Origin of the sequence: Kitasatospora sp. NPDC057595, from assembly GCF_042800875.1 — a bacterium.
Classification (GTDB): Bacteria; Actinomycetota; Actinomycetes; order Streptomycetales; family Streptomycetaceae; genus Kitasatospora.
In genome coordinates, this window is the sequence record NZ_JBHVGL010000003.1 from 313065 (window position 1) to 337423 (window position 24359).

Consider the following 24359-nt stretch of genomic DNA (forward strand, 5'->3'; position numbering starts at 1 on the left):
TGTCGATGCGTTCCGGTCGATGCGTTCCGGTCGATGCGTTCCGGTCGCCGTGTTCCGGTCGATGCGTTCACGGGGTGAAGATCTCGGCGGTGTCCGTCAGGACATCCGCGCCGCCGGGTGCCGCCGTGCCGGCGAGGACGCGGCCACCGGTGGTGAGGACCCGTCCGTCGGAGAGCGCCAGGGCGGTGAAGTCCCAGCGGCCGGCGGCCAGTCCGCCGGTCGGGGACCAGGTGTCCGCGGCGGGGTCGTAGGTGACGGTGCCGCGGAATCCCGCGTGGTCGCCCGGTGCGCCGGTCCCGCCGAGGACGAGCACCTTGCCGGTGGACAGCAGGACGGCCCGGTGCCGGCTGCGCCCGCCGGGCATGGGCGAGACGGTGGTCCACTGGCCGGTGGTGGGGTCGTAGAGCTCGGCGGTGGCCAGGCTGCCGGCGCGGTACCGGCCGTGGGGACGGCCGGTGGGGGTGTCACCGCCGGTGACCAGGACCCGGCCGTCGGGCAGCAGGGTCGCCTGGTGGCCGACGCGTGCGGTGGTGAGGCTGCCCGTGGGCTTCCAGGTGCCGGCGGCGGGATCGTACAGCTCGCAGTAGGCGAGGGCCGCGGGCCCGCGGCCGGTGGACACCGTGCCCCCGACGACCAGGACGGAGCCGTTCCTCAGTGCCACCGCCCGGTGCCCGGTGCGGGCGTCCGTCATCGGCCCGGCGGCGCTCCAGGTGCCGGCGGTGGGGTCGAACAGCTCGGCGGAGGCCAGGGCGACGGGTTCCGCTCCACGGGCACCGGTGCCGCCCGCGGCCAGGACGCGCCCGGAGGCGAGGGCCGTGACGGAGTGCCCGTACCGAGCGGTCGTCATGGCCCCGGGGAGCGTCGACCAGGTCCCGGCGACGGGGTCGTAGCCCTCGGCGGACTTCAGGGCCGCGCCGTCCGGGCCGATCCCGCCGACGGCCAGGACGCCGCCGCTGCCCAGCCGGACCAGGCCGTGCCGCCGACGGCCGGTGCGCAGCCGGTCCGCCTGGGTCCAGGTGCCGCTGACCGGGTCGAACAGGAGGCTGTCGGTCCGAGCGCCCCCGGTCTCGTCCGTGCCGCCGGCCAGCAGGACCCGGCCCGTCGCCAGCAGGACGGCGGTGTCCGTGCCCGTGTCGGCCGCGAGGGCCGTCGGGACGTTCGCCGCGCCGGTCCATCCGCCGGGGGTGGCCGGAGTGCCCACCGTCTCCGACTGGGGGATGACGTGCAGGGTGCCCTGGCGGCGCGGGTCGGCGTCCTCCATCGCGGCGAGCGCGTCGGTCGCGGCGGCCTGGCTGAGGAAACTGGCCGGGGCGTCGGCGAAGGCGGGCGTGCCGGGCGAGAACGCCGTCCGGTTGTTGCGCCGGTACGCGACGGCGTAGCGCGGCCCGGTCACCCGCAGGACGTCGTCGGCGAACGGCTGGCGCAGGGTGGCCTCGTGCTGGGAGAGCGCGGAGCGGCCGGTGCTGCTGCCGCCGAGGAGCTGCTGGAACACGGCCGGGCTGGCCGCGTACAGCCGCTTGGCCGCCGCCGGCGCGGGCGGGTCCGGGATGCGTGTCCGGCCCTCGGCCCGGAGGGTCGCGGGGCGGCGCCTGCTGTCGATCACGATCATCTCGTACCGGGCGCTGCGGCGGGCGGCGCGGGCGGAGGCGAGCGTCCCCTGGAGGGGGGTCAGCTCCAGCCCGGCGTCCTGGTCCTCGTAGGCGGGGCGGCTCAGCTTCGCCGCGTCGTCCATGTCCTGGAACTGGGCCATGGCGAACCGGTCGGTGGTGGTCGAGGCCTGCGTCAGACCGCTGTCCGGGGCCGGTGCGACATTGAAGCGGTGTCCGGTGAGCGGCCGTTGGGCCCCGACCCGGTCCACGCGCACGTGCAGCGGGATCACGCGCTGCCGGATGAACAGCGTGCCGAGCGGGTGCAGGACCAGGCCCTCCGCGGCGGGCAGGGTGCGCAGATTGACCAGTGCCTGGCTGCCGCCGCTGGGCAGCTCGGTCCGCCAGCCCTCCACCTTGCCGATCTCGTCGCCGAGCAGGGCGAGGGCGTCGACCGGGGGGAGCGTGGGGTTGTGGCTGTCGCCCCAGGTCAGGTCGAAGTTCGCGGAGATCTCGAAGAAGAGCAGCGAGATCGATCCGCGACCGTGGGCCCGCCAGGGCGCCGGGCCCTCCAGCTGGAACCGGAGGTGCACGCCGAAGACACCGACGCCGAAGGCCTTCAGCGTGAGGTCGGCCGCGATGTCGATGGTGAAGGCGAACGGGGAGAACCGGAACAGGGCGTCGAAGGCGAGGTGCCCCTGGAGCCCGAAGTCGTCGAAGCCCAGGACGAGTTCCGCCTGGGCTCCGAACTGCACGCTGTTGCTGGTGACCGCGAAGTAGCCGCTGACCCGGATGAGGGCGGTGGGCGTGTGGATGATGTCGACCGCGATGCGCGGCGGGACCGGGAAGGGCAGCGGAGGCGGTCGGAACGACGGATGGAAACCGCCGACGGACAGGACGAAGTCTCCCCCGCCCCAGCCGATGAGCAGGCCCATCCCGCCCTCGATGGTCATGATCAGGATGCGCGATTCGAACAACTGGGCGTAGAACCAGAGCCGTTGCTTGTCGAACTCGATCGCTCCGACGAAGTTGACCTGGAGGACGAGGAGGGGCAGGTCCTCGGCGGGCAGGCTGCAGCGCAGGACGCCGACGATGGCGATGTTCCCGGGGATCTCGACGATGACGCCGACGGAGACGCTGATCAGGGTGGGAGTGCCCCAGCCGATCTTCGCCATCGGCCCGACCAGGAACGTCCCCTCCTGAGGGGGGAAGAAGGCCCGCAGGTCGCTGAGGATGCGCGGCGCGTTGGCCACCACGTCCTTGGGGAACATCACCGACTCGATGGCGCCGGTGCGGACGCCCTCCGTGAGCGCGGTCAGGTTCATCCCCCGGTTCAGGCCGAGCAGCCCGCCGACCGCGAGCAGGGTGAACCCGTACCCCAGTTGCAGGCCGATGCCGCCGAACTCGGCCGTCAGCACCAGCAGCAGGGAGAAGCCCGGAGTTCCGTCGGGCATCCGGGTCGAGAGGAGTCCGATCGCCTTGACGTCGATGAACCCGGCCAGGCGCAGGGCCAGCGTCCCAGCGTACTCGTGGCGGTCCGCGTCGTAGCCCAGGAAGCCGCCGCCGCTGACGAACTGGAGGTCCAGCGCGAGGCCGACACCCGTCGGGGGCCGGAAGTCCGGGCGGATGTCGACCGGCCCCAGGTTGCCCTTGCCGAGCGGGGCGAGGACCACGGGGATGTCGGTGCCCAGGCCCTGGACGACGGCCGAGACGGGGCCGAGGCTCCCCTTCACGTCGGCGGTCAGGCCGAGGGCGAAGGTGCCGTCCTTGATGCCCAGGGTCAGGGTGAGCGCGCTGAGGTCGACCGGGCCCAGCCCGATGTGGGAGGCCAGCTGCACCTCCAGGCCGCCGCTGCCCTCGAAGCGCAGGCCGTCGGCCGCCGTGAACCGGGCACCCAGCTCGAAGGCGCTCTCGATGCGCACGTCCTTCAGCAGGGTCGCGAGGAAGCCGTCGCTGTCGTCGCCGAGGGTGATGAGGACCTTGCCGCGCTGGAGCTGGAGGCCGAGGCCGATGTCGAGGCCGCCGTCCGGCCGGGCCCGCAGCCGCACGGTGGAGTCGACCTGTTCGACCGACACCCTGCTGCCGCCGGGGAGCGACACCAGCAGCAGCGGGTCGTCCGGGTCGCGGCGGTAGCTGTGGACGACCTCCGCCGTCGCCGAGACGGTCGCACCCGGCGGGGGCTCGACCGCCGACGCACCGGGCCGCAGGACGAGGGTGGTTCCCGCCGCCACGTCCGCGTCCAGGCTGACGGTGAGCGTCCAGGCCCCGCCGGACTGTTCCAGCGTGCCCTTGGCCAGGCCGGCCGGCAGCGCGAGGGCGATGCCGTGCGGCTGGACGTCGGTGCGCGGCACGAGGACCGCGAACACCAGGTCGAGCGCCGGCGGCGTGGTGGTGGTGTCCAGGAGCGAGGGCAGCCCCGCCTGGGCGGCCAGCCGGTCGAGCACCGTGAGGATCTTCAGCCCGTCGAAGCCCGGCGTGCCCCAGTCGTACAGCGCGCCCAGCTGCGCCAGGGGGTTCTGCAGCCAGCCCCCGAGGCGCTCCAGGTGCAGGGTGTTCTCGGTGAAGAACGGCTTCTGCGGATCGAACAGGCCGGTGTTGTGGTCGGTGCGCACCAGGACACCGGAGAATTCGAGGAGCTCGTCGACGCCCTGGCCGCCCTCCAGGTGCTTGACGAGCAGCAGGTTGAACAGCCGCTCCGGCAGGTTCGGGAGGATCTGGTCGGCGCCCGGCAGGTTCAGCGCGGCCAGCGCGGACTTGAGCCCGTCGAATCCGGAGACGATCGTGTTGACCTGCCCGCCGATCTGGACGAGCTGCTGCAGGACGTCGCCCCACTTCTCCGCGGCGACGGCGACCTGCAGGGTGTCGAGCAGCTCGCCCAGGAATCCGACGGCGCCGGTGGTGGTGCCCAGGGTCGGCGCGAGGGCGGCCGCCTGCGCGTCGGTCAGCGGCAGGCCGACGTCCGCGAAGAACTCCCGGGCGCCCTGCTGGCTCAGGCCGGTCAGCGGGGACAGCAGCGTGCCGAGCTGGCCGACCAGGATCTCCAGCGTGCCGCGCCGGCCGGTCATGACCGGCCTCCCGGCCGGGCGAGCGCCGCGGGCACGTCGTGCAGGGTGTCCACCGACAGCAGCGCCCCGATCACCGGCCGCCCGTAGCGCTCCAGGTCCCGGCGGAGCGGCGGGGTGGCGTACTGGATGAGCAACGGCAGCATGCCGTCGACCAGTTGGGCACGGCTGACGCCGTTGATGCGGTCGGGAACGGGGTGCCCGGGATGCTCGGCGCCCCGCACGCAGTGGTGGTAGAAGGCGGGTCCCTGCAGGGCGTGCCAGACCGCGGCCACCTGGCGCACCGAGGTCAGCAGCCGTCGCACCTCCTTCTGGTGCTGCGGGATCTTGCCCAGCAGGAGCCGGCCGAGCACGCTGGTGCGCAGTTGCCCGCGCAGCTCCTCCGCGGTGCGTCGCCGGGCCAGTTCGGCAGCGGTCGCCGGCCCCCGCAGCAGGAGGGGCGACGGACTTCCGGCGCTGGGGACCGTGCCCGACCAGCCCTGGTCCGCCGCCGGGATCGACAGCTGGAGGAAGCTGAGAACCTTGGCGATGGGGGTGGCGATCGCGAGGTTGCCGATGCTGGCGAACTCGATGGCGCTGCGGTCGAGCTTGAAGAACTCGTCGATCGGGCCGGCACGGATGATCATGGCGATGATCATGTTGTCGTGGTTGATCACCATGCTGCCCGAGTCGCCGCCCTCGAAGGTCAGCTCCTCGCCGTTGCGATAGCTGTCGTTCAACGACTGGCCGGGAACGGGGCTCGGCCTGGGCAGGATCAGGAACTGGTTCACGTTCGCCTTCGAGCCCGCCCCGTGGTCTCTGGCGTCGGAGATCCCGACCGTGAAGACGAGCTCGTCAGGATCGTCCTGCGTGGCCTTGTGGCTGAGCATCGTGCCGAACTTCAGCCGGCCGTTGACGGCGTTGTAGATCCGCACGTACTGCTGGTCGCTCGGCAACGTACCTGTTTGAGGCCCCGGGACGATGCCGTGCCCGTCGGTGACAGCGCCCTTGAGGGGAATGGTGGTCGTCGAGCCGCCGAGGTCGACCTGCCAGGCGTTGTGGAACTTCACTCCGGGGTCGAGTCTCGCCGTCGCGCAGTCGTACTCGCTGGCATGGCCGTTCACCGCGGTTCCCATGACCCGGACCTTCGCCGGAATCCAGTTGAAGCCGCCGGTCCAGGTGCCGTCGTGGTACCCGCCCACCCATTCGTTGTTCTCGGCGGGCTGGGCCTTGACGCTCCGGTCGTAGACGGGCGTGCCGATCCGAACGCCGTTGGAACAGCACTTGCTGTACTTGGGTGTGTAGACGGCGAGGTCGTCGATGATCCTGAAGCCCGGGAACAGGACATGGGAGCAGGTCAGCAGGACGGTCTTGCCGCTGCTGTCCTGCGCGAAGCAGCCGAGGGTGCCCTCGCCCTCGTTGTGATTGGTCTCGATGCTCGCGCCGGCCGTGACGAAGGGCGCGTCGGCGGTCCGGACGCTCGCGCGGGCGGTCACGACGTGCGTGGGCAGACCGAGAACCGTGGCCGGCACTCCGTCGCGGGCCGCGTCCTGGCTCTCTCGCGCATAGACCCGCCAGACGAGCGCGGTGCTGTCGGTGTCCGCCACCCCGAGACCCACGCCCTCCACCTCGGGGAGCGTGCTCAGGGCCTCCCTGACCTGGGGCAGCAGCTGCCGCCAGTCGGTCGCGGTGGCGGTGGCGGTCGCGGTGGCGGATGTCATACCGGCTCCTCCCGTCGTGGTGCGTCCTGGGCGGCGGCGCCGGGTGGCAACGCCCCCACGGGATCGACGCCGAGTCGGTTCAGCAAGGGTTCCGCCGGGCAGGCGACGCCGTCACCGACGGCCGTGGCGCCCCACAGCAGGCCGAGCACGCGCCCCCGGTCGTCCAGGAGCGGGGCGCCCGAGTCGCCCGGCGCCGAGAACGCCCGGCTCGGATCGCGGGACGCGACCAGCAGCTGTCCCGGCGCCGTCCATTCCCGCCCGTCGATGAACGGGCGGTCCGGGTAGGCGACATCGAGCACCGTGCCCCGCGTCAGACCCGTCGCCGCGCCCCTCTTGTGCGCCGCGGCGCCGGGTTCGGCCCGCCCGGCCGCGGTGGGCCACGCACCCGCGAGGGCGTCGTTCAGCCATGCGGGCCGGTTCGGCGCGTCGTCCAGTTCGACGAGCGCGCCGTCCACGTAGCAGGCCTCTCCGGCGAACTCCACCAGCCCCAGGTGCCCGCGCCGGGCGCGCCCGAGCGGGGCCGGCTCGACGGGACCGGCCGGGTCTGCGGGGTCGGCCGAGAGGGGCAGGGCCCACACGGTGTCGCCCTCCTCCGCCCCGGCCCCGTAGACGACGTGATGGCTCGCCAGGAGGTACGTGACGCCCCGGCTGTCGCGGACCAGGACACCGGCGACGCCCGGCACCCCGCGCGCGTTCACGATCCGTACGGCCGCCGGAGGCGTGGAGTCCGCGAGCTCCAGGAGGTCGAGGAGGGATGTGGTGCGTCCGGCGAGGTCGAGCACCCGGTCCTGGTGCGCGGCGATGTCGGCGCGCAGGGACGCGCTGCCCTCGGCCAGAAGCACGTCCCTCATCGCGAGCAGCGCCTGCAGCGGACTGACGCCGTCGATCGCCGTGGGCAACGGCCATCGCGGCTGGTCGGCGGTGTTCAGCGCGTGGTTGACGAAGGCGGGCCCCTTGCAGCGGTGCCAGGTCACCATCACCCGGCGGTTGTGGTGCACCAGCCGACGCACCTCGTGCATGTGCCGGCGGACCAGTGCTCCGAGCCGGGCCCCGAGTTCGCTGCCCTCCACCGCCGCCCAGGCGCTGCGGACGGCCGACCAGTCCACGGGCCGTGCGCGGGTGATGGCCGTGCCGGGTGCGGCGACCGGGCGGCCCGCGGAGCTCAGCGCGGCCGGGAGCAGTTCCACCTGCCGGAGCCTGAACACCGGGTCGATGAAGAGGCAGTGGGACAGGCCGGTCAGGATGTCCACCGGCGCGGACTGCCCCACCACGTAGATCTGCTTGGTGACTCCGCTGGTGAGAAGGCCGACGACCTTGCCGTTGCTGTCGACGATCGGCGCGCCCGAGTCGCCCGGTTCGGAGAACTGTGCGCTCTTGACGACCACCGTGGGCGTGTCGGTGGAACCCCCGGGCTTGGCATCCACTCCCGGACCGCTGAGATCCGCCGCGATGGAGGCCGGGGTACTGGTGGGGTCGTCGGTCTTGTACCGATTCATGTCCAGCTTGTACTCATGGACCGACTGACCCGCGGACGCCGCCACCTGGACCTCGAACAGCCAGGCCTGCCCGTCGACCACGGCGTCGCCGACCTTTTCCTTGATCGGCACCTTCCGCAGAGCGGCGATCGTGCCCGCGGTGAGGCCGGTCTTCGCGCCGTACTTCCGCACCGCGATCTGGCGTGCCGCCGGCAGGGGTCCGTCGGTCGGTTCGGCGGCGGAGAGCGACCATTCGGAGACGAGGTCACGGACCCCGGAGATCTTCCCGATCTTCGGCACGTCGTTCGACGCCGCCGCGTCGCTGCCCAGCTCGACCAGCGCGGCGTCCACGGCGAAGTCGACCTGGCCGATCGTGATCTTGTTCTGGATCGCCTTGGACACGAGCTGCAGCATCGTGCCGCCCACGACGTTCCCGATCGGCTTGCTGCATTCGAAGCCGCAGCAGGTGCTCAACTCGGGCGAGTACACCAGGTTGACATCCGCCGCCGTCGTATCCCCCGGAGCCAGGCCGAGCACGTGGCCGCAGGTAAGGACATAACGGCCCGCTCCCCCGGTCCTGCGGACGATCAGTCCGGCGGAGCCGGTGTCGAGCGCGCCCGCCTTGCCCCGCGTCACCCGATCGCCCGCGTGAACGCTGGGCGAGCTGGAGTGCGGCACCGCGCGTTCGCAGAGTCGGCCGCCCGGACGGCCGCACCTGCACGGGGGCGTGCATGGGTTCATCGACGCCCTCGCAGAGTGCTGGACCGGTCACACGTCGTGACCGCCATTGCACCGCCCGACCGCCGCGCCGCACAAGCGCCTGTCCGGGTGAAGCCGCGGGACGCCGGCCGGCCCCGGTGACGCACCGGCCCGTTCGGCGGCAGGTCCGCGCGGTCAGGTCGCGGCGGCGCGGCGGGCGGCCAGGTCGTCCAGGATGGCGGCCGTGGCGGTGGCGCCGAAGCGTGAGGCTCCGGCCTCGACCATCTCCAGCAGCAGGTCGAGGGTGCGCACGCCGCCGGCGGCCTTGACCTTCATCCGGGGTGGCACGTTGGCCCGCATCAGCCGGATGTCCTCCACCGTCGCGCCGGACGGGGCGAAGCCGGTGGACGTCTTCACGTAGTCGGCGCCGGCCTGGTCGCTCAGCCGGCAGGCCCGGATCTTCTCGTCGGTGGTGAGGTAGGCGTTCTCGAAGATCACCTTCACCAGGGCCCGGGCCTCCCGGGCGGCCTGGACGACGGCGTGGATGTCCTCGGCCACGGTGCCGTCCTCGCCACCGCGCAGGCGCCCGATGCAGAGCACCATGTCGAGTTCATGGGCACCGTCCGCCAGTGCCGCCCGGGCTTCGGCCACCTTGACGGCGGTGAGCGAGGCGCCGTGCGGGAAGCCGACGACGGTGCCGACGAGCACTCCGGTGTCGGAGAGCTCCTTGGCGGCCCTGGCCACGTCGACCGGCTTCACACAGACCGAGGCCACGTCGTAGCGGGCGGCGAGTGCGCAGCCTTCGAGCAGATCTTGCGTGGTCAGCTCGGGCCGCAGCAGCGAGTGATCGATCATCTTCGCGACGTCGTGAACGTCGACATCGGTGTGGTCCACAGGACTGTCCCGGATGTGTGCGCAGCGGATGTTCATCGGGCATCGGCGCGCGGCCCGATCGCTTGACCGGTCGGGTCGCACCGCCGTGGGACACCTCGGAGAGGTCGACAGGGCAACGGGCCTCACGGGGCACCTCGCCTCCAACGTAACAAGTGCCGACGGCCGCCACCAGCGGAAACGACCCCGCCTCGGCTCAAACCGCCGCGTTCGGAATTCACCCGTTCGGACAGCCCGGCGCGCCCTTCGTTGACCCGGCTGGAAGCATCGGCAGCGATTCCCGATTCCGCCGACGTCACCGCACCCGGTTTCCGGCACCCGGGAAACCCACGCCCGAGCCTGGGCCCGCCCCGGTCCTGACGTCGCCGCTCACGAACCCACCCGCCGTTTGGAGGGCTGCCGTGTTCGCCTATCAGATGAACGCACCCGGCGAACTCGCCCGCACCGCCGTTCCCGACCCGGTCTGCGGGCCCGACGAAATCGTGCTGCACACCGAGGCCGTCTCGATCTGCTCCACGGACGTCTCGTACTTCCGCGGCCACATCACCCCCGAATCGTGGCCCATCGTTCCGGGGCACGAGTACGTCGGCCGGGTCGTCGACGTGGGGCGCCGGCTCGCGGGCGACGTGCGGACCGGTGACCGCATCGCCTACTGGGGACAGACCGACTTCGACGGGATGGCCGAGTACCGCTTGCTCCGGCCGCTCTTCGCGGGCCGGCCCGAGCTGGAGACCGCCTGGTACACCAAGCGCAACTTCTACGACGCCGCCCAGGCCGCGGTCGTCGCCATACCGGCCGACGTCCCCACCGACCTGGCGTCCGTGGTCGAGCCCCTCACCTCGGTGCTCCGCTCGATCCTGCTCAATCCCTGCCGCCCCGGTGACGTCTGCGTGGTCCTGGGCTGCGGCCCGAGCGCGCTGCTGGCCGTCCAGGTCCTGAACGCGTACCTGGGGGCCGGCTCGGTGACGGTGCTGGACCGCAGCGACCCGCGGCTGGCCACCGCCCTGGTGCACGGCGCGTCGTCCGCCTTCAACACCGAGACCCAGGCGGCCGAGCTCGACGCGTTCGTCCACGAGCACCACGACCAGTACGCGGACTACGTCTTCGACGCGCTGCCGCACATCGACTCCTCCGCGACGACGACCGGCAAGGACATCCGCGAACTGGCCATGGGACTGCTCCGGCCGGGCGGGACGTACGTCATCTTCGGCGCGACCTCCGTCCCGCAGCGCATCAGCACCTGGCTGATCCTCGCCAAGGGTCTGCAACTGCGCTCCACCCCGTTCGACGTGCGCCTGTTCTCCATGTCCCGGTCCGCCAACGTCATGAACGTCGCGTTGCGCATGCTCAGGACCGGCCTCGTGGACGCCCGGCCGTTGATCACCGACCGGGTCGCCCTGAGCGACGCGGGCGATGTGCGGCGGGTGTTCCTGGAGTACGGCGCCGGCCCGTCGATGAAGACGTCCATGCTCGCCCCCGAGCTCCTGCGACAGTGCCGGGAACGGCAGTCGGACCCCCTTGGCCTGCGGGCCACGGTCCCCGAACGGCCGCGGACGAAGGAGTCGACATGACGAACTGGGGTTTCCTCGGCGCGGGTTCGATCGCCAACTCCAGCCTCGCGCCGGCGGTGCACGCGGACCCCGGCGCCACCCTGCACTCGGTGGCGTCGAGCAGCCCCGAACGGGCCCGCGCGCTGGGCCCGCGCAAGGCCTATTCCTCCTACGAGGCGCTGCTCCGCGACTCCGACGTGGACGTCGTCTACATCGCCCTCCACAACAGCGCCCACTGCGGCTGGACCGAGGCGGCCCTGCGCGCCGGCAAGCACGTCGTCTGCGAGAAGCCCCTGGGGCTGTCCGCCACCGAGGTCGACACCATGGTCCGCGCCGCCGCCGACACCGGCCGGCTGCTCGTCGAAGCGGCCTGGAACCGCTGGCACCCGCGGACCCGCGACCTGGAGTCCATGATCGCGAGCGGCACCATCGGCACCGTCACCGGCGTCACGGCGCGGTTCGACGGTCTGGCGCCGTCCCCGGGGAACTACCGCCGCGACCCCGCCCTGGGTGGCGGCGCCCTCCTGGACGTCGGCTACTACGCCGTGTCCGCCACCCTGGCCGCCTTCGGCTGGCTGGCCCCCAAGGTGGTGTGGGCGAAGCAGGACCGCTGGGACATCGGCTCGGCGGACCGCGAGTCGTCATGCCTGCTGGAGTTCCCCGGCGGCGGTGTCGCCGAGATCCACTGCTCGCTGAACGGTTCCCACGCCGAGGAGTTCACCGTCACCGGGGCGACCGGCGAGCTCGGGCTGTCGGCACCGGCCTTCTGCGCGGCCACGGCCCCCGCCGTGCTCACCGGCGCCGGCCGGCCGCCCCGCACCTACCCGGCCCTCGACCCGTACCGCTTCATGGTCCGGGCCGTGGAGAAGGCCGTCACGGGGCGCCCCGGATACCTCGTCCCCCTCGCGGAGTCCCGGCTCATCGCCTCCACCATCGACGCCGTCAGGAGCCACTGCCTCGCGGGGTCCGACCAGGCGGACGGCTGACGGCTTCTCGCCGGGCCCGCGGGCGCGCGTCGGACGGACGCTCGTTCAGGAGTCCGCCGGCAGGTGCAGGGCGGAGTCGGCCGGCCCCTGGGTGAACCGGGTGAAGCGGACGCGCAGGCCGTCCCGCTCGGGTGAGCAGCAGAAGGGGCCGGCCGTCGCGGGGGCGTCCGGGGCCAGCGGCGCCAACCGGACCAGCTGCCAGGGGCCGCTCCCGGAGCGGGCGCGGATCGTCACGGCGTCCCCGCTGCGGCTGGCGCGCACGGTCACCTCCTGTCCCCGCCAGTCGGGAACCGGAGCCAGCGACCAGTCCGAGACACCCCGGGTGACGACCGCCCCCACGTGCGGGACGCCGTCGTTCATCTCGACCCCGGCCTTGATCCACGTCCCGGCGTCGACGCGGATCATCAGACCGGCCTGGTCGTACAGCGTGTCGAAGTCCGCGACGAAGGTCACCTCGGTCGCGCCGCCCTGCGGAAATCCACTGAGCAGGGCGTGCCCGTCATCGCGGACGAACCCGTAGCCGGTGGTGCGCCAGAAGTCGCTGCGTCGACGCGCGGTGACGACAAGACCGCTGCCGTCGGCCTCCGTGCGCTCGGGCTGGTTGAGCCAGGTGGCCTCGTGCCAGTCGACTGCGTGTTGTGGCTGCTGCATGGACTGCCCTTCCGATCCCCGCCCTCGGCCGTCTCCGGCCCGCCGACCTGCGGCGGAGCCGATGGCTCGGCAGAGAATGGCTGAAATTGTGTCCTTATGGTGTGAATATGCCACTGGCACGTTCAATGCGGCGAATCCGACATTACCCTTCCGAGTCGGACATGCCACCAGTCGCGGCATTCCGGTCGGCACGCGGTGGCCCCGCCCCACCGCGCCGTTCCCTCCCCGAACCCTCCGAAGGAGCCCCAGTGCCGGGTATCGACGAGTGCCTGACCCAGGCGATGGAGATCGCCGGGGCGCGCGCCGCGAGTCTGATCGACTGGAGCAGCGGGCTCGCCCTGGGCAGTGCCGGGGTCAGTCCGACCGGCGACCACGACACCACGGCGGCCGAGGCAACCGACCTGGTACGGGCGGCCATTGAGGCCGCGACCTTCACCGCGGGGGAGGACCGCGAGGCGCCGATGCAGGACATCATCCTGACCGCCGACCACAGTTACCACCTGCTCTGCTTCATCGACACCGTCTTCGACAGCCGGCTCGTGCTGCACCTCTGGCTCGACCGCTCCGAGGGCAACCTCGCCGGTGCCCGCTTCCGTCTCCAGGCGCTCACCAAGGACCTGGTGCTCGGATGACGGACACCGTCGCGAGCGACCTTCGGGCCGGTGCGGCGGTCGAACGGCTCGCCGGTGAACGCGCGACCGGCGCGCTGCGCGGCCCGGGCGGCGCCGTCTACCTCGTCGACGGCCTGGTCTCCCACGCCGAATCCGACCGTGCCCCCGACCTGGCCACCCTGCTCACCGCCTCCGGCCGACTCAGCCGTGCCGCCTGGCTGAAGGCGATCCACCGGTTCGGCGCGGACGCCCGGGTCGGCGAGGCACTGGTCGAACAGGGCCGGCTGACCCGCGGTGAGCTCGAACTCTGCCACCTCGGCGCGCTCTACGACGCCGCCTGCTTCCTGCTCGACTCCCCTGCGCCACCGGCCTCCTGGACCTTCACACCGGGGGTGCGGCACTGGCTCGGCCCGGTGGCCGCGGTCGGCGCCCACCGGCTGCGCCGGGAGGCCGAACGCCGGCGGCACCTGCTGGACCGGATCCTGCCCTCGGCCCTGTTCGACACCGCGCCGCTGTGCCGGGCGCCCGCGAACGCCGGGGCGGCCGGAGCGGTGCAGGCCGCCCCGGCCGCCGCCCTCGGACGCCACGCCCGCCGGGTCCGCCCGCCGACCCGGCGGCAGTGCGAGCTGCTCGACCACGCGGACGGCCGGACGACCCCTGCGGAGCTGGCCCGGCTGCTCGGCCGCTCCGGGTTCGCGACCACCGCGGACGTCCGTCGGCTCGCCGCCGCCGGCCTGTTGACCGGGGCCGCTCCGGTCCCGGTCCCGGTCCCGGCGGGTACGGTCCCGGCCGGTACGGGGTCGGCGGGTACGGGGTCGGCCGGCGAGCCTCCGGACGGCGCGGCCGACGGAGTGTCGACGCCGAGGACCCCCGGCGGCCTGCTCCGGCGCCTGCCGGGTGCGGCGCTCTCCGCCCTCGGCGGCGCCGCGACCGGCCCGGCCCCGGTTCCACTCCCGTCCACCCTCCCGGACATCACGCTGCTGATCCGGGTCCGCACCCTTCTGGAGGCCCGACTGTGAACCATGCTCCGCCCGCGACCCCGCCCTCACGGCCATGAGGCGGACGCTCATCAAGCAGCGTGCCGGAAGGAGACAACTGATCGCCTTGGAGACCGAACTGCTGACCGAACTCCGCGCCCTCAGGCAGCGGGTGCCGCATCTCGCGGGCGGCCTGGTCGCCAGTGCGGACGGCCTGCTGATCGCCCACGACACCCACGGGGCCGAACCCTCGGGCCTGGCGGCGATGAGTGCCGCCTCGCTCGGCCTGGCCCACCGGCTCGCCGACAGCACCGGACAGGGCGAGTTCCGGGAGTCGCTGGTCCGCGGCGAGCACGGCTACGTCGCCATCTACGCGGCCGGCGGCAGCTGCGTGCTCACCGTCCTCGCCCACCCGGAGGCCAACGTCGGCCGCCTGCACCTGGAGGCCCGCCGCTCCGCCCGGCGCATCGCCGAGCTGCTGAACGACACAACCGCTTCCGACTGATTCCTTCCGATTCACGACCAATCACTACCGACCACTACCGACCACTACCGACCCGCGACCGAATCCCCCCGATTCTCGTCCGACCACCTGGAGACACCACCATGACCGACGCCGCAGGCGCGCTGAAGCAGGCCATGACCACGATCGAGGGCGCCATCGGCGCGGCCCTGGTCGACTACAACAGCGGCATGGCGCTGGCCACCCTCGACGGCCCCGGCGGCCTCGACCTCAACGTGGCCGCCGCCGGGAACACCGACGTGGTCCGGGCCAAGATGCGCACCATGGACATGCTGGGCCTCACCGACGGGATCGACGACATCCTCATCACCCTCACCACCCAGTACCACCTGATCCGCCCGCTCACCGACCACAGCGGCAAGGGCCTGTTCCTCTACCTGGCGCTGGACAAGAACCGGGCCAACCTGGCGATGGCCCGCCACCAGCTCACCAGGATCGAGGCGGACCTGGAGGTCTGACCCTCCTTCAGTCCCCTCCAGCCGGGCGGCGGACTCGCCCTGGTCACCGACGGCGACCAGGGCGGGTCCGCCGCCCCGGCGTCAGCCGCGCAGGTCGGCCAGCCAGGCCTCGACCTCGTCGGAGCGGCGGGGGAGGCCGATCGAGAGGTTCTCGCTGCCGTCCTCGGTGACCAGGAGGTCGTCCTCGATCCGCACGCCGATGCCGCGGTACTCCCGCGGCACCGTCAGATCGTTCTCCTGGAAGTAGAGGCCCGGCTCCACGGTGAGGACCATGCCCGGCTTCAGCAGGCCGTCGACGTGCTCCTCGGTGCGGGAGTGGGCGCAGTCGTGGACGTCGAGCCCCAGCATGTGGCCGGTGCCGGCCAGGGTGAAGCGGCGGTGCAGGCCCAGCTCGTAGACCTTGTCGGCGGTGAGGTCGCCGAACAGGCCCCAGGAGGTGAGGTGTTCGGCGAGCTCGCGCTGGGCGGCGTGGTGGAAGTCGCGGAAGTTCGCGCCGGGCCTCACCGCCGCGATGCCCGCCTCCTGCGCCGCGTACACGGCGTCGTAGACCTTCCGCTGCACGTCGGTGAAGCGGCCGGAGACCGGCAGGGTGCGGGTCACGTCGGCGGTGTACAGCTGGTTGGTCTCCACGCCGGCGTCCAGCAGCAGCAGGTCGCCCGGGCGGGCCCGGCCGGTGTTGCGGACCCAGTGCAGGGTGGTGGCGTGCGGGCCGGCCGCGGCGATGGTGCTGTAGCCGACGTCGTTGCCCTCGATCCGGGCCCGGAGGAAGAAGGTGCCCTCGATCAGCCGCTCGGCCGTCTCGGCGTCGGCGGCGAGCACGCGCACCACGTCCTCGAAGCCGCGGGCGGTCGCCGCACAGGCGAAGCGCAGCTCGGCGATCTCCCACGCGTCCTTGACCAGGCGCAGCCCGGACAGGAAGACCTCGAACTCCGCGTCCCGCTCGGCCGTGCCCTTGTCCCGCAGGGCCTTCTCCACGCCCGCGTCGTGGCCGCGCAGCACCCGGAGGGGCCCGGCGGCCGCGGCCAGATCGGCGCGCACGGTGCGCACGTCCCGGCAGGGCAGGCCGAGCAGCTGCTCGCTCTCGGCCAGGCTGTCGCGGCGGCCGTCCCACAGCTCGCCGTGGCCGTCCAGCCAGAACTCACCGTTGTCGGTCCGGGACCGGCCGCGCAGGTAGACCACGGCCCGGTGGCCGCTCTCCCCGGTGGGCTCCAGCACCAGCACGCCGTCCTGGCCGTGGTCGCCGGTCAGGTAGGCGTAGTCGGAGGACGGGCGGAACGGGTAGTCGGCGTCGTTGGACCGCACCTTGGGGTTGCCGGAGGGGACCACCAGCAGCTCGCCCGGGAAGGCGGCGGACAGCGCGGCGCGCCGGCGTTCGGTGTACGGGGCCTGCGCTATCGGCTCCAGACCGTGGCGCTCGGTGTCGGCCCAGCCCTGCTTCATGTTCTCGGCGAGTTCCTCGCTCACCCCGCGGGTGAGACCGTTCTTCCGGTACTTGACGGGCTCGGTGGGCTCGGTCACTGCGGACTCTCCAGGGAGGGTGGGGTGGATCGGCGCGCCGTCGCGCCGATCCACCGGGTACGTAACAAGCGTTTTGTACCGTATATCGAACACGAGCCCAGGAGAAGGGGTCGGGCGTGCCCGAGGCGCCAGGGGCGAACCCCTGGCGCCTCGTCGTTCCTCGTAGTTCCTCGTCGTGCCTCGTAATTCCTCGTCGTGCCTAGAACACCGCGCCGTGTCAGGCGTTCGTCAGGGCCAGCTGGTCCGCGACGACCACCCCGTCGTGCAGGACCGTACGGTCGGTGCCGCGGTCCATGACGGCGCTGGCCGGGGTCTCGCCGTCGACCAGCAGGAGGGAGGCGCGATCGCCGACCGCGAGGCCGGGCCGGTCCGTGCTTCCCGTCAGACGGGGCACCTCGTGGCTCATGATCGAGGCCCCGCCGAGGGTCGCGACCGCCAGGGACATCTCGATCAGGTCGTCGCGCCGGAAGTTGTTGACGAAGGCCAGCTGCCAGGTGCGGTCGAGCATGTCGCAGTTGCCGTAGGGGCTCCAGTAGTCACGCTGGCCGTCCTCGCCGAGGCCGATCCGCACGCCCGCCTCGACCAGGTCCACCAGCGACAGGTGCCCGCGGCCGGACGGTGCCACGGTGGCCATGGCGATGTCGAGTTCGGCGAACTCGTCGATGATGCGGCGGCTGACGGACTCGCTGACCGAGCCGAGTTCGTAGGCGTGCGACATCGTGACCTTGCCCTGCATGCCGAGGGCCCGGGTCCGTTCGATGATCAGGTCGGTGGAGAACACACCCAGCTCACCGGGCTCGTGCAAGTGGATGTCGACCTCGACCTGGTACTTCTCGGCCAGGCCGAACACGATGTCGAGGTGCTTCTTGGGGTCGCGGTCCAGGGTGCAGGGATCGATGCCGCCCATGACCTCCGCGCCCGCCTTCAGCGAGGCCTCCAGGTAGTCGACGGTACCCTCCTCGCGCAGGATGCCGGCCTGCGGGAAGGTCATGATCTGGACGTCGGCCAGGCCCGCGAACTTCTCCTTCGCGGCCACCACGGCCTCGAACTTCTCCAGCTTGCAGTCCACGTCGACCTGCGCGTACGAGCGCACGCGCGTCGTCCCGCGGGCGATCATCCGCTCCAGCGTGCCGGCGACGCGTTCATTGAGCGGGATCTCGGCCGAACGCCAGTTGTCCCGGTCGTTCATCGTCATCGTCCACACGCCCGGGCCGCCGGTGTGCGGCCGGAACGGCAGGCCGATCCTGGTCGAGTCGAGGTGGACGTGCACGTCGCTGAACGACGGCAGCAACAGCCTGCCGCGGCCCTCGACCACCTCCCCCGCCGGACGGGCCGCGGGGTCGTGCGGGCGGATCCCGGCGATGCGGGAGCCGTCGAGTTCCACGTCGCTGGGCTCGCCGCCCCAGGGGCGGGCGTTACGGATCAGCACGGTTGTCGTCACCTCTCTGTTGTCAGTTCTCTGTGATGTGGTGGCAGGCGATGGCGCCGTCCGGCACGCGGTCGGCGCACAGGCCGGCGCGTTCCGGGTCGAGGCGTGCCCGCAGGTGGCAGCGCGAGCGGAACACGCAGCCGGAGGGAGGGTCGGTGGGGCTGGGCAGGTCACCGGTCAGCCGGATGCGTCCGCTGCGGTCCGCGTCCGGGTCCGCCTGCGGGACGGCCGACAACAGCGCCTGGGTGTAGGGGTGCCGGGGAGCGTCGAACACCTCGCGGGTGTCCCCGTGCTCCATGATCCGGCCCAGGTACATCACGGCGGTGCGGTGCGCGAAGTGCTTGACGACGGACAGGTCGTGCGCGATGAACACGTAGGCGACACCGGTGTCCCGCTGGATGTCCTCCAGGAGGTTGATCACCTGGGCCTGCACGGAGACGTCCAGGGCGGAGACCGGTTCGTCGCAGATGATCAGCCGCGGCCCCAGGGCGAGTGCCCGGGCGATGCCCACGCGCTGCTTCTGGCCGCCGGAGAACTCGTGCGGGAAACGGTTGTAGTGGTCGGGGCGCAGTCCGACCCGGTCCATCAGGTCCCGCACCGCGGCCTTGACGCCCCCGCGCGGGGTGATCCGCTGGGCCAGCAGCGGGGCGGCGATCGCGCTGCCCACGGACTGGCGCGGGTTGAGCGAGGAGGACGGGTTCTGGAAGACCATCTGCACCTGCCGCCGGTACTCCTGCAGGTCGGCACGGCGCAGTTCGGAGATCTCCCGGCCGTCCAGCCGGATGCTGCCGGAGGTGGGCTGCAGGAGCCGCATGAGCATGCGGCCGGTGGTGGACTTGCCGCAGCCCGACTCCCCCACCAGGCCGAGGGTCTGGCCGGCGTCGACCGAGAAGCTGACGCGGTCGACGGCCCTGACGCCGCCGCCGGACCGGAAGGGGCGGAAACCGCTGGAGCGGACCGGGAAGTGCTTGGTCAGGTCGGTCACCTGGAGCAGCGGCGTCATCGGGCCACCTCTCGGGCCGGTTGCGGGTGGGTCAGGTGGCAGCGCGACGGGTGCGCCCCGGGGCCGGTCAGGTCCGGCCGGCGGGTGTGGCAGGCGCCGTCGGGCACGAGGCGGGTGTGCGGGCACCGGTCGGCGAACAGGCAGCCCTCGGGCAGGGCCAGCAGCGAGGGAGGGAAGCCCGGGATCGGGCGGAGCCGCTCTCCGGCGCCGGTCAGCGACGGCATCGAGTCCAGCAGGCCCTGGGTGTAGGGGTGCCGGGGCGCCCGGAACAGGTCGGCGACGGTGGCCCGCTCCACGCAGAGCCCGCCGTACATCACCACGACCTGGTGGCACACCTCGGCGACCACACCGAGGTCGTGGGTCACCAGGATCACCGAGGTCCCGGTCTCGGCCTGCAACTCACCGAGCAGGTCGAGGATCTGCGCCTGCACGGTCACGTCCAGCGCGGTCGTGGGTTCGTCGGCGATCAGCAGTTCCGGTTCGCAGACCAGGGCCATCGCGATCATCGCGCGCTGCCGCATGCCGCCGGAGAACTCGTGCGGATAGGCGGCGTAGCGCCTCCTGGGGTCGGGGATGCCGACCCGGCCGAGCATGTCGACGGCGACGGCCGCCGCGGCCTTCCTGCTCACGGTGTTGTGCACCCGGTAGGCCTCGGCGATCTGCACGCCGACCGGGTGGAAGGGGTGCATCGCGGACAACGGGTCCTGGAAGATCATCGCGATCTTCTTGCCCCGGTAGGCGCGCATCTGCGCCTCGGTGAGCGCGTTGAGGTCCTGCCCGTCGAGCAGGATCTGCCCGGTGACGGCGGCCGAGGTGTCCTTGAGCAGGCCCATCAGCGCCTGGCTGGTGACGGTCTTGCCGGAGCCGGACTCGCCGACGATGCCGACGGTCTCCCCGCGCGTCAGCGTCAGGTCCATGCCGTTGACCGCGTGGACCAGTCCGTCGTCGGTCGGGAAGGTCACCCGCAGATCGCGGATGTCCAGCAGGGGCGCGGCGTGTGGTGTGGTCATCAGACAGCCCTCACTCGCGGGTCAATGACGGCGTAGACGGCGTCGACCACCACATTGGAGACGATGATGAAAAACGCGGCGACCATCGTGATGGCCATGATCACCGGCAGGTCGCCCGACTGCGCGGCGTGCACCGCGGTGAATCCGACCCCGGGGACGGAGAAGATCTGCTCGGTGAGGACGGCGCCGCCGAGCAGCAGGCCGATGTCCAGCCCGAGCATGGTGACGACGGGCGTGAGGCCGGCCCGCGCGCCGTGCCGCAGGACGATGCCGGGCCGGGCCAGGCCCTTGGCGCGGGCCGTGCGCATGAAGTCCTCGCCGAAGGTCTCCAGCATGCTGCTCCGGGTGACCCGGATGTACTGCGCGCTGAACAGCACGGCCAGCGCCACCCACGGCAGCAGGTAGTTGAGGACCCAGGCCCACGGGCCGGCGGCGCCGAACGGCGAGGAGATGGCGTTGGTGGTGAACGGCAGCACGTGCAGAGTGCTGACGAAGACCAGCAGCAGCAACAGTCCGGTCACCGGGATGGGCAGGGACACCCCGACCGAGGCGGCGCCCACGATCAGCTTGTCGGTGAACCGGCCCTTGCGCAGCGCGGCGAGCAGCCCCAGGCCCACGCCGACCACGGTCCACAGCACGATCGCGCCGCCCGCCACCGACAGGGTGTACGGCAGGGCCCGCCCGAGGACGGCCGTGACGTCCTCGTTGGTCTGGAACGACTTGCCGAGGCAGGGCCACTGGCACAGGGTCTCGGTGCCGGGGGCGCCGATCATCCGGCCGTGCAGCAGGCCGGACATGTAGTCGACGTACTGGGTGAGGAACGGCTTGTCCATCCCGAGGGCGACCCGGGCCTCGGCCACCCGGGCCGGCGTGCACTCCTGGCCGCAGGCCGCCGCGGCCGGATCGGCGGGACCGAGTTGGAACAGGCTGAACGTGACGAAGCTGATGACGAGCAGCAGGGCGATCATCGCGGCGGAGCGCCGCAGCAGGAATCCGGTCATGGGCGTGGCCTGTCGGCTCGCAGGGAACTCACCGTGGTACCTCTCAGGGGCGGCGGAAGCGGGTGGTCGCGTCGGGCGGTGGGGTCGTCAGTGCTCGACGCCGACGGTCGACAGGTCGATGCCGCCGAAGAAGTAGCCGACCTGCGCGCCGCGGATCTTGGAGCCGACGACGCTGTTGGTGAAGTTGCGCACGAGCGGGACCAGCGGGTAGTCCTGCATGGCGCGGTCGAACAGGGTCGCCCACTTCTTGCCCAGCTCCTCGCTGGTCCCGTTGGTGCCCCGCAGCTCGTACATGGCCCGGGAGATCTCCGGGTTGTAGTAGCGCGGGATGTTGGAGAAGCCGTAGGTCGTGCCGTCCACGCTCGGGCCCAGGTTCGGGTCGATCGTGGTGCGCACCGAGCCGCTGTCGGCGCCGCCGCACCAGCCGCTGCGGGCGATGTCGGGCATCTGCTCGCCGGCCAGGGTCGTGAAGTAGTTGGCCGCCGGAATGGGCCGCAGCTCCAGGTCGATGCCGATCTGCTTGAGGTTCTGCTGCAGCGTCGTGCCGATGTTCTTGTAGCGGGGGCTGCTGTCGGCGTAGCCGTACACCAGCTTCTTCGGGAAGGTCCTGCCCTCCAGCAGCTTCTTGGCCTCGTCCGGCTTCGGCTTGCCGGACGGGTCCAGGTCGCTGTGCTGCTCGACGAAGCCGCGCTGCGCCGGGTTGATGTAGGACTGGGCGAGCGCGCCGAACCGGCTGCCGCCGTACTGCAGGTGCATGGCGCTGCGGTCCATGGACAGCGCGATGGCCTTGCGGACCTGCGGGTCCTCGATCGTCGTGGTGTTGAGGTCCAGGACGTCGGTGCAGCCGAGCAGGCCGGACGCGGTGCGCTTCTTCACCTCGGGCGTGTTGAGCTGCGCGGCGTCGGACACCTGGAGGCCGCCGTTGCTGTCCAGGGTGAGGGCCGTCGGGTCGGAGTCGGCGATCAGCTGCTGGCTGATGGTGGCCTGCGCGGTGGAGAGGGTGAAGGTGAAGGTGTCCGGCAGGGCCGGCCGGTTGGGGTCGGTGGCCGGGTCCCACTGCTCGTTGCGGACGAGCTGCAGCGAACGGCCGCGCTGGTACGACTTGATCTTGTACGGGCCGGAGGAGACGGGGTGGTTGGTGTAGTCGAGCCTGGTGTCCGCGCCGCTGGGCACCGGCGCCGTGTTCGACCGGGAGACCAGCGCCGGGAACTCGGCGAAGGGCTGCTTGAGGTGGAAGACGATCGTGCGGTCGTCCGGGGTGTCGATGCCCTTGAAGTCGGCGCCGTTGTAGGGGCCCTTGTAGGTGTCGTCGGCGAGCGCGGAGTTCAGCTCCTGCGGCGCCTGGGTGTAGACGTCGCGGGCGTAGGTGCGCTCGACGCCGTACTTGATGTCCTTGCTGGTGATCGGCGTGCCGTCCTCGAACTTCAGCCCCTCGCGCAGGGTGTACGTCCAGGTCAGGCCGTCCTCGGAGTGCGTGCCGAGGTCGGTGGCGAGGTCCGGCACGATCGTGGGCGGCGCTCCCGCCGTCTCCTTGGCCATGGTCAGCGTGCGGTAGTACAGCTGGCCCACGTTGGCGGTCTGCACGTAGTTGCTGTTGCCGGGGTCCAGCGTCTGGAAGTCCGTGGACATCAGGACGTTGACGTTGCCGCCCTTGGTGTCGAAGCCCTTGCCGACGAACACGGGGTCGAAGGTGCCGGCCGCCGCGCCCGCGGCGGCGCCGGAGCCGGGCGCGGGCTTGCTGCCGCTGCAGGCGGTCAGGGCCATCGCGGTGGTCAGGGTCAGGGCAATCGCGGCTGCGATACGTCGCTGCACAGCGTCTCCTCGGGGAGGGTGGGGGTGGGAGGGACGTCGAACGCTTCGAAGGGGGCCGAAGCGCGGGGGTGGTTCAGTGGCGGGAGGACTTGGGGTCCAGCGCGTCACGGACGGCGTCGCCGAGCAGGTTGAAGGCCAGCACCGTGATCACGAGCGCGCCCGCCGGGACGGCCAGGAACCAGGGATCGGAGAGGTACCAGTTGCCGGCCTGGGCCGCGTTGAGGATCTGTCCCCACGACGGGGTCGGGTCCTTGACGCCGACGCCCAGGAAGGACAGGGCCGCCTCCGCGGTGATGTTGGTGGGGATCAGCATGGTCGCGTAGACCAGCACGACGCCCATCACATTGGGGATGATCTGCCGGAAGATGATGCTGCGCCGGGAGGCTCCGTAGGAGCGGGCGGCCTCCACGAACTCCTGCTCCCGGAGCGACAGCACCTGTCCCCGCACCACGCGGGCCAGGTACGCCCAGCCGAAGAAGCCCAGGATGATCACCAGTGAGGCGACCGGCAGCAGGCTTCCGGAGTCGAGCGCGGTGCCGCCGAGGCGGGACTGCAGGATCGGGGTCAGCGACAGGACGAGCAGCAGGTGCGGGAAGGCCAGGAACAGGTCCATCACCCGGCTGATCACCATGTCGACCTTGCCGCCGAAGTATCCGGCGGCGGCTCCGATCACGGTGCCGAGGAAGACCGACACCATCGTCGACAGCAGCGCGATGACCAGCGAGATCCGGGCACCGTAGGCCATGCGCGCGAAGATGTCGCGGCCCAGGCCCGGTTCGAGGCCCAGCCAGTGGTCCGCGGACGGGAAGCGGTAGTACGTCAGCGGCAGGCCGGGGGTGTCGAGCTCGTCGAGGTGGTCGGGCCCGGTCAGGGAGGTGTACGGGTCCTGGCCCTCGATGGCGGTCAGCAGCGGGGCCAGGATCGCGAACAGCATGATCAGGGCCACGACGACCAGCGCGCCGACGGCGATGCGGCTGCGCCGGATCCGCAGCCACGCCGTACCGAGGAGGGTACGCGCGCCGGCCGGCTCCGCGGAGGGGCCCGAGGGTGTCGTGGCGGGCGGCGGGGAGAGCGTGGCCACCTGTTCGCCGGTGGGCTCCGACGCGTCGGCGGGGGGCGTCCGGCTCGGCGGCACATGCGGATCCAACACGTCGGTCCTCCGGCGCTTGGGGGTGGGGGGGGTGACCCGGACGGTATACCGAAATCAGGATTCGCCACCAGACCCGACACGCCCGAAATATCTCGCCAAGTATCGGGCGAAGCCGCCACCCGTCGCTCGCACGACCACTCATATGCACTCTCACCTGCGAATATTCCCTGACGTGCGGCACCCCTCGGCGCGCCGGAGGGCGTCGCAGCGCAGGTCACGATCGCGGCGCGAACGCCGACCCCTTCCCCATTTGGTATGCCAGCCTCT

At 71.9% G+C, this 24359-nt stretch carries 18 protein-coding genes; 6 read left to right on the top strand and 12 right to left on the bottom strand.

What is annotated here, in order from left to right; translation table 11 throughout:
* Window positions 1-67 precede the first annotated feature (67 nt).
* The 4 genes from ACFU9E_RS07610 to deoC form a co-directional block, all read right to left on the bottom strand.
* Window positions 68-4651, bottom strand: a complete 4584-nt coding sequence (locus ACFU9E_RS07610) for a DUF6603 domain-containing protein (protein ID WP_380678908.1) — start codon at window positions 4649-4651, stop codon at window positions 68-70.
* On the bottom strand, window positions 4648-6348 hold the full coding sequence (locus ACFU9E_RS07615; RefSeq protein ID WP_380678905.1) for a hypothetical protein: 1701 nt from the start codon (window positions 6346-6348) through the stop codon (window positions 4648-4650). The genes ACFU9E_RS07610 and ACFU9E_RS07615 overlap by 4 nt, the downstream gene beginning before the upstream one ends.
* Window positions 6345-8459 (bottom strand): hypothetical protein, encoded by a 2115-nt coding sequence (locus ACFU9E_RS07620; protein WP_380678902.1) that lies wholly within the window; start codon window positions 8457-8459, stop codon window positions 6345-6347. Before ACFU9E_RS07620 ends, ACFU9E_RS07615 begins: the two co-directional genes overlap by 4 nt.
* Before the next feature lie 258 nt (window positions 8460-8717).
* Window positions 8718-9416, bottom strand: coding sequence for a deoxyribose-phosphate aldolase (gene deoC / locus ACFU9E_RS07625; protein WP_380678899.1), 699 nt, complete (start codon window positions 9414-9416; stop codon window positions 8718-8720).
* Window positions 9417-9814: 398 nt separating this feature from the next.
* Between deoC and ACFU9E_RS07630 the strand changes: the two genes are divergently transcribed.
* A complete protein-coding gene (locus tag ACFU9E_RS07630; protein ID WP_380678896.1) occupies window positions 9815-10984 on the top strand; it encodes a zinc-binding dehydrogenase in 1170 nt (389 codons plus the stop codon).
* A complete protein-coding gene (locus ACFU9E_RS07635) occupies window positions 10981-11949 on the top strand; it encodes a Gfo/Idh/MocA family protein (protein WP_380678893.1) in 969 nt (322 codons plus the stop codon). The genes ACFU9E_RS07630 and ACFU9E_RS07635 overlap by 4 nt, the downstream gene beginning before the upstream one ends.
* Window positions 11950-11994: 45 nt before the next feature.
* On the opposite strand, the gene ACFU9E_RS07640 is transcribed toward ACFU9E_RS07635, so the two are convergent.
* Window positions 11995-12600, bottom strand: a complete 606-nt coding sequence (locus ACFU9E_RS07640; protein ID WP_380678890.1) for a DUF1349 domain-containing protein — start codon at window positions 12598-12600, stop codon at window positions 11995-11997.
* Between the two features lie 248 nt (window positions 12601-12848).
* On the opposite strand from ACFU9E_RS07640, the gene ACFU9E_RS07645 reads away from it, so the two are divergent.
* The 4 genes from ACFU9E_RS07645 to ACFU9E_RS07660 all read left to right on the top strand — a co-directional run bounded on the left by ACFU9E_RS07645 (window position 12849) and on the right by ACFU9E_RS07660 (window position 15169).
* The gene (locus tag ACFU9E_RS07645) at window positions 12849-13232 is read left to right on the top strand and encodes a hypothetical protein (RefSeq protein ID WP_380678887.1); all 384 of its coding nucleotides are present in this window, start codon (window positions 12849-12851) and stop codon (window positions 13230-13232) included.
* Window positions 13229-14230 carry a hypothetical protein gene (locus tag ACFU9E_RS07650; RefSeq protein WP_380678884.1) on the top strand — a complete coding sequence of 334 codons (1002 nt, stop codon included), beginning with the start codon at window positions 13229-13231 and terminating at the stop codon, window positions 14228-14230. The genes ACFU9E_RS07645 and ACFU9E_RS07650 overlap by 4 nt, the downstream gene beginning before the upstream one ends.
* Window positions 14231-14264: 34 nt before the next feature.
* Window positions 14265-14693 (top strand): roadblock/LC7 domain-containing protein, encoded by a 429-nt coding sequence (locus tag ACFU9E_RS07655; RefSeq protein WP_380678881.1) that lies wholly within the window; start codon window positions 14265-14267, stop codon window positions 14691-14693.
* Window positions 14694-14794: 101 nt separating this feature from the next.
* Window positions 14795-15169: a hypothetical protein gene (locus tag ACFU9E_RS07660; RefSeq protein WP_380678878.1), complete on the top strand. Its 375-nt coding sequence runs from the start codon at window positions 14795-14797 to the stop codon at window positions 15167-15169.
* An 81-nt stretch (window positions 15170-15250) separates the two neighbouring features.
* Here ACFU9E_RS07660 and ACFU9E_RS07665 read toward each other — a convergent pair whose 3' ends face one another.
* The 7 genes from ACFU9E_RS07665 to ACFU9E_RS07695 all read right to left on the bottom strand — a co-directional run bounded on the left by ACFU9E_RS07665 (window position 15251) and on the right by ACFU9E_RS07695 (window position 24077).
* Window positions 15251-16687 (bottom strand): aminopeptidase P family protein, encoded by a 1437-nt coding sequence (locus tag ACFU9E_RS07665; protein WP_380678875.1) that lies wholly within the window; start codon window positions 16685-16687, stop codon window positions 15251-15253.
* A gap of 217 nt (window positions 16688-16904) precedes the next feature.
* A complete protein-coding gene (locus tag ACFU9E_RS07670; RefSeq protein WP_380685444.1) occupies window positions 16905-18116 on the bottom strand; it encodes an amidohydrolase family protein in 1212 nt (403 codons plus the stop codon).
* Window positions 18117-18138: 22 nt separating this feature from the next.
* A complete protein-coding gene (locus ACFU9E_RS07675) occupies window positions 18139-19119 on the bottom strand; it encodes an ABC transporter ATP-binding protein (protein ID WP_380685446.1) in 981 nt (326 codons plus the stop codon).
* Window positions 19116-20129, bottom strand: coding sequence for an ABC transporter ATP-binding protein (locus ACFU9E_RS07680; RefSeq protein ID WP_380685448.1), 1014 nt, complete (start codon window positions 20127-20129; stop codon window positions 19116-19118). Before ACFU9E_RS07680 ends, ACFU9E_RS07675 begins: the two co-directional genes overlap by 4 nt.
* A complete protein-coding gene (locus ACFU9E_RS07685) occupies window positions 20129-21130 on the bottom strand; it encodes an ABC transporter permease (RefSeq protein WP_380685450.1) in 1002 nt (333 codons plus the stop codon). The genes ACFU9E_RS07680 and ACFU9E_RS07685 overlap by 1 nt, the downstream gene beginning before the upstream one ends.
* Window positions 21131-21217: 87 nt before the next feature.
* Window positions 21218-22942, bottom strand: coding sequence for an ABC transporter substrate-binding protein (locus ACFU9E_RS07690; RefSeq protein WP_380685452.1), 1725 nt, complete (start codon window positions 22940-22942; stop codon window positions 21218-21220).
* A gap of 73 nt (window positions 22943-23015) precedes the next feature.
* Entirely contained in the window at window positions 23016-24077 is a 1062-nt protein-coding gene (locus ACFU9E_RS07695; RefSeq protein WP_380685459.1) for an ABC transporter permease, read from the bottom strand.
* Window positions 24078-24359 lie beyond the last annotated feature (282 nt).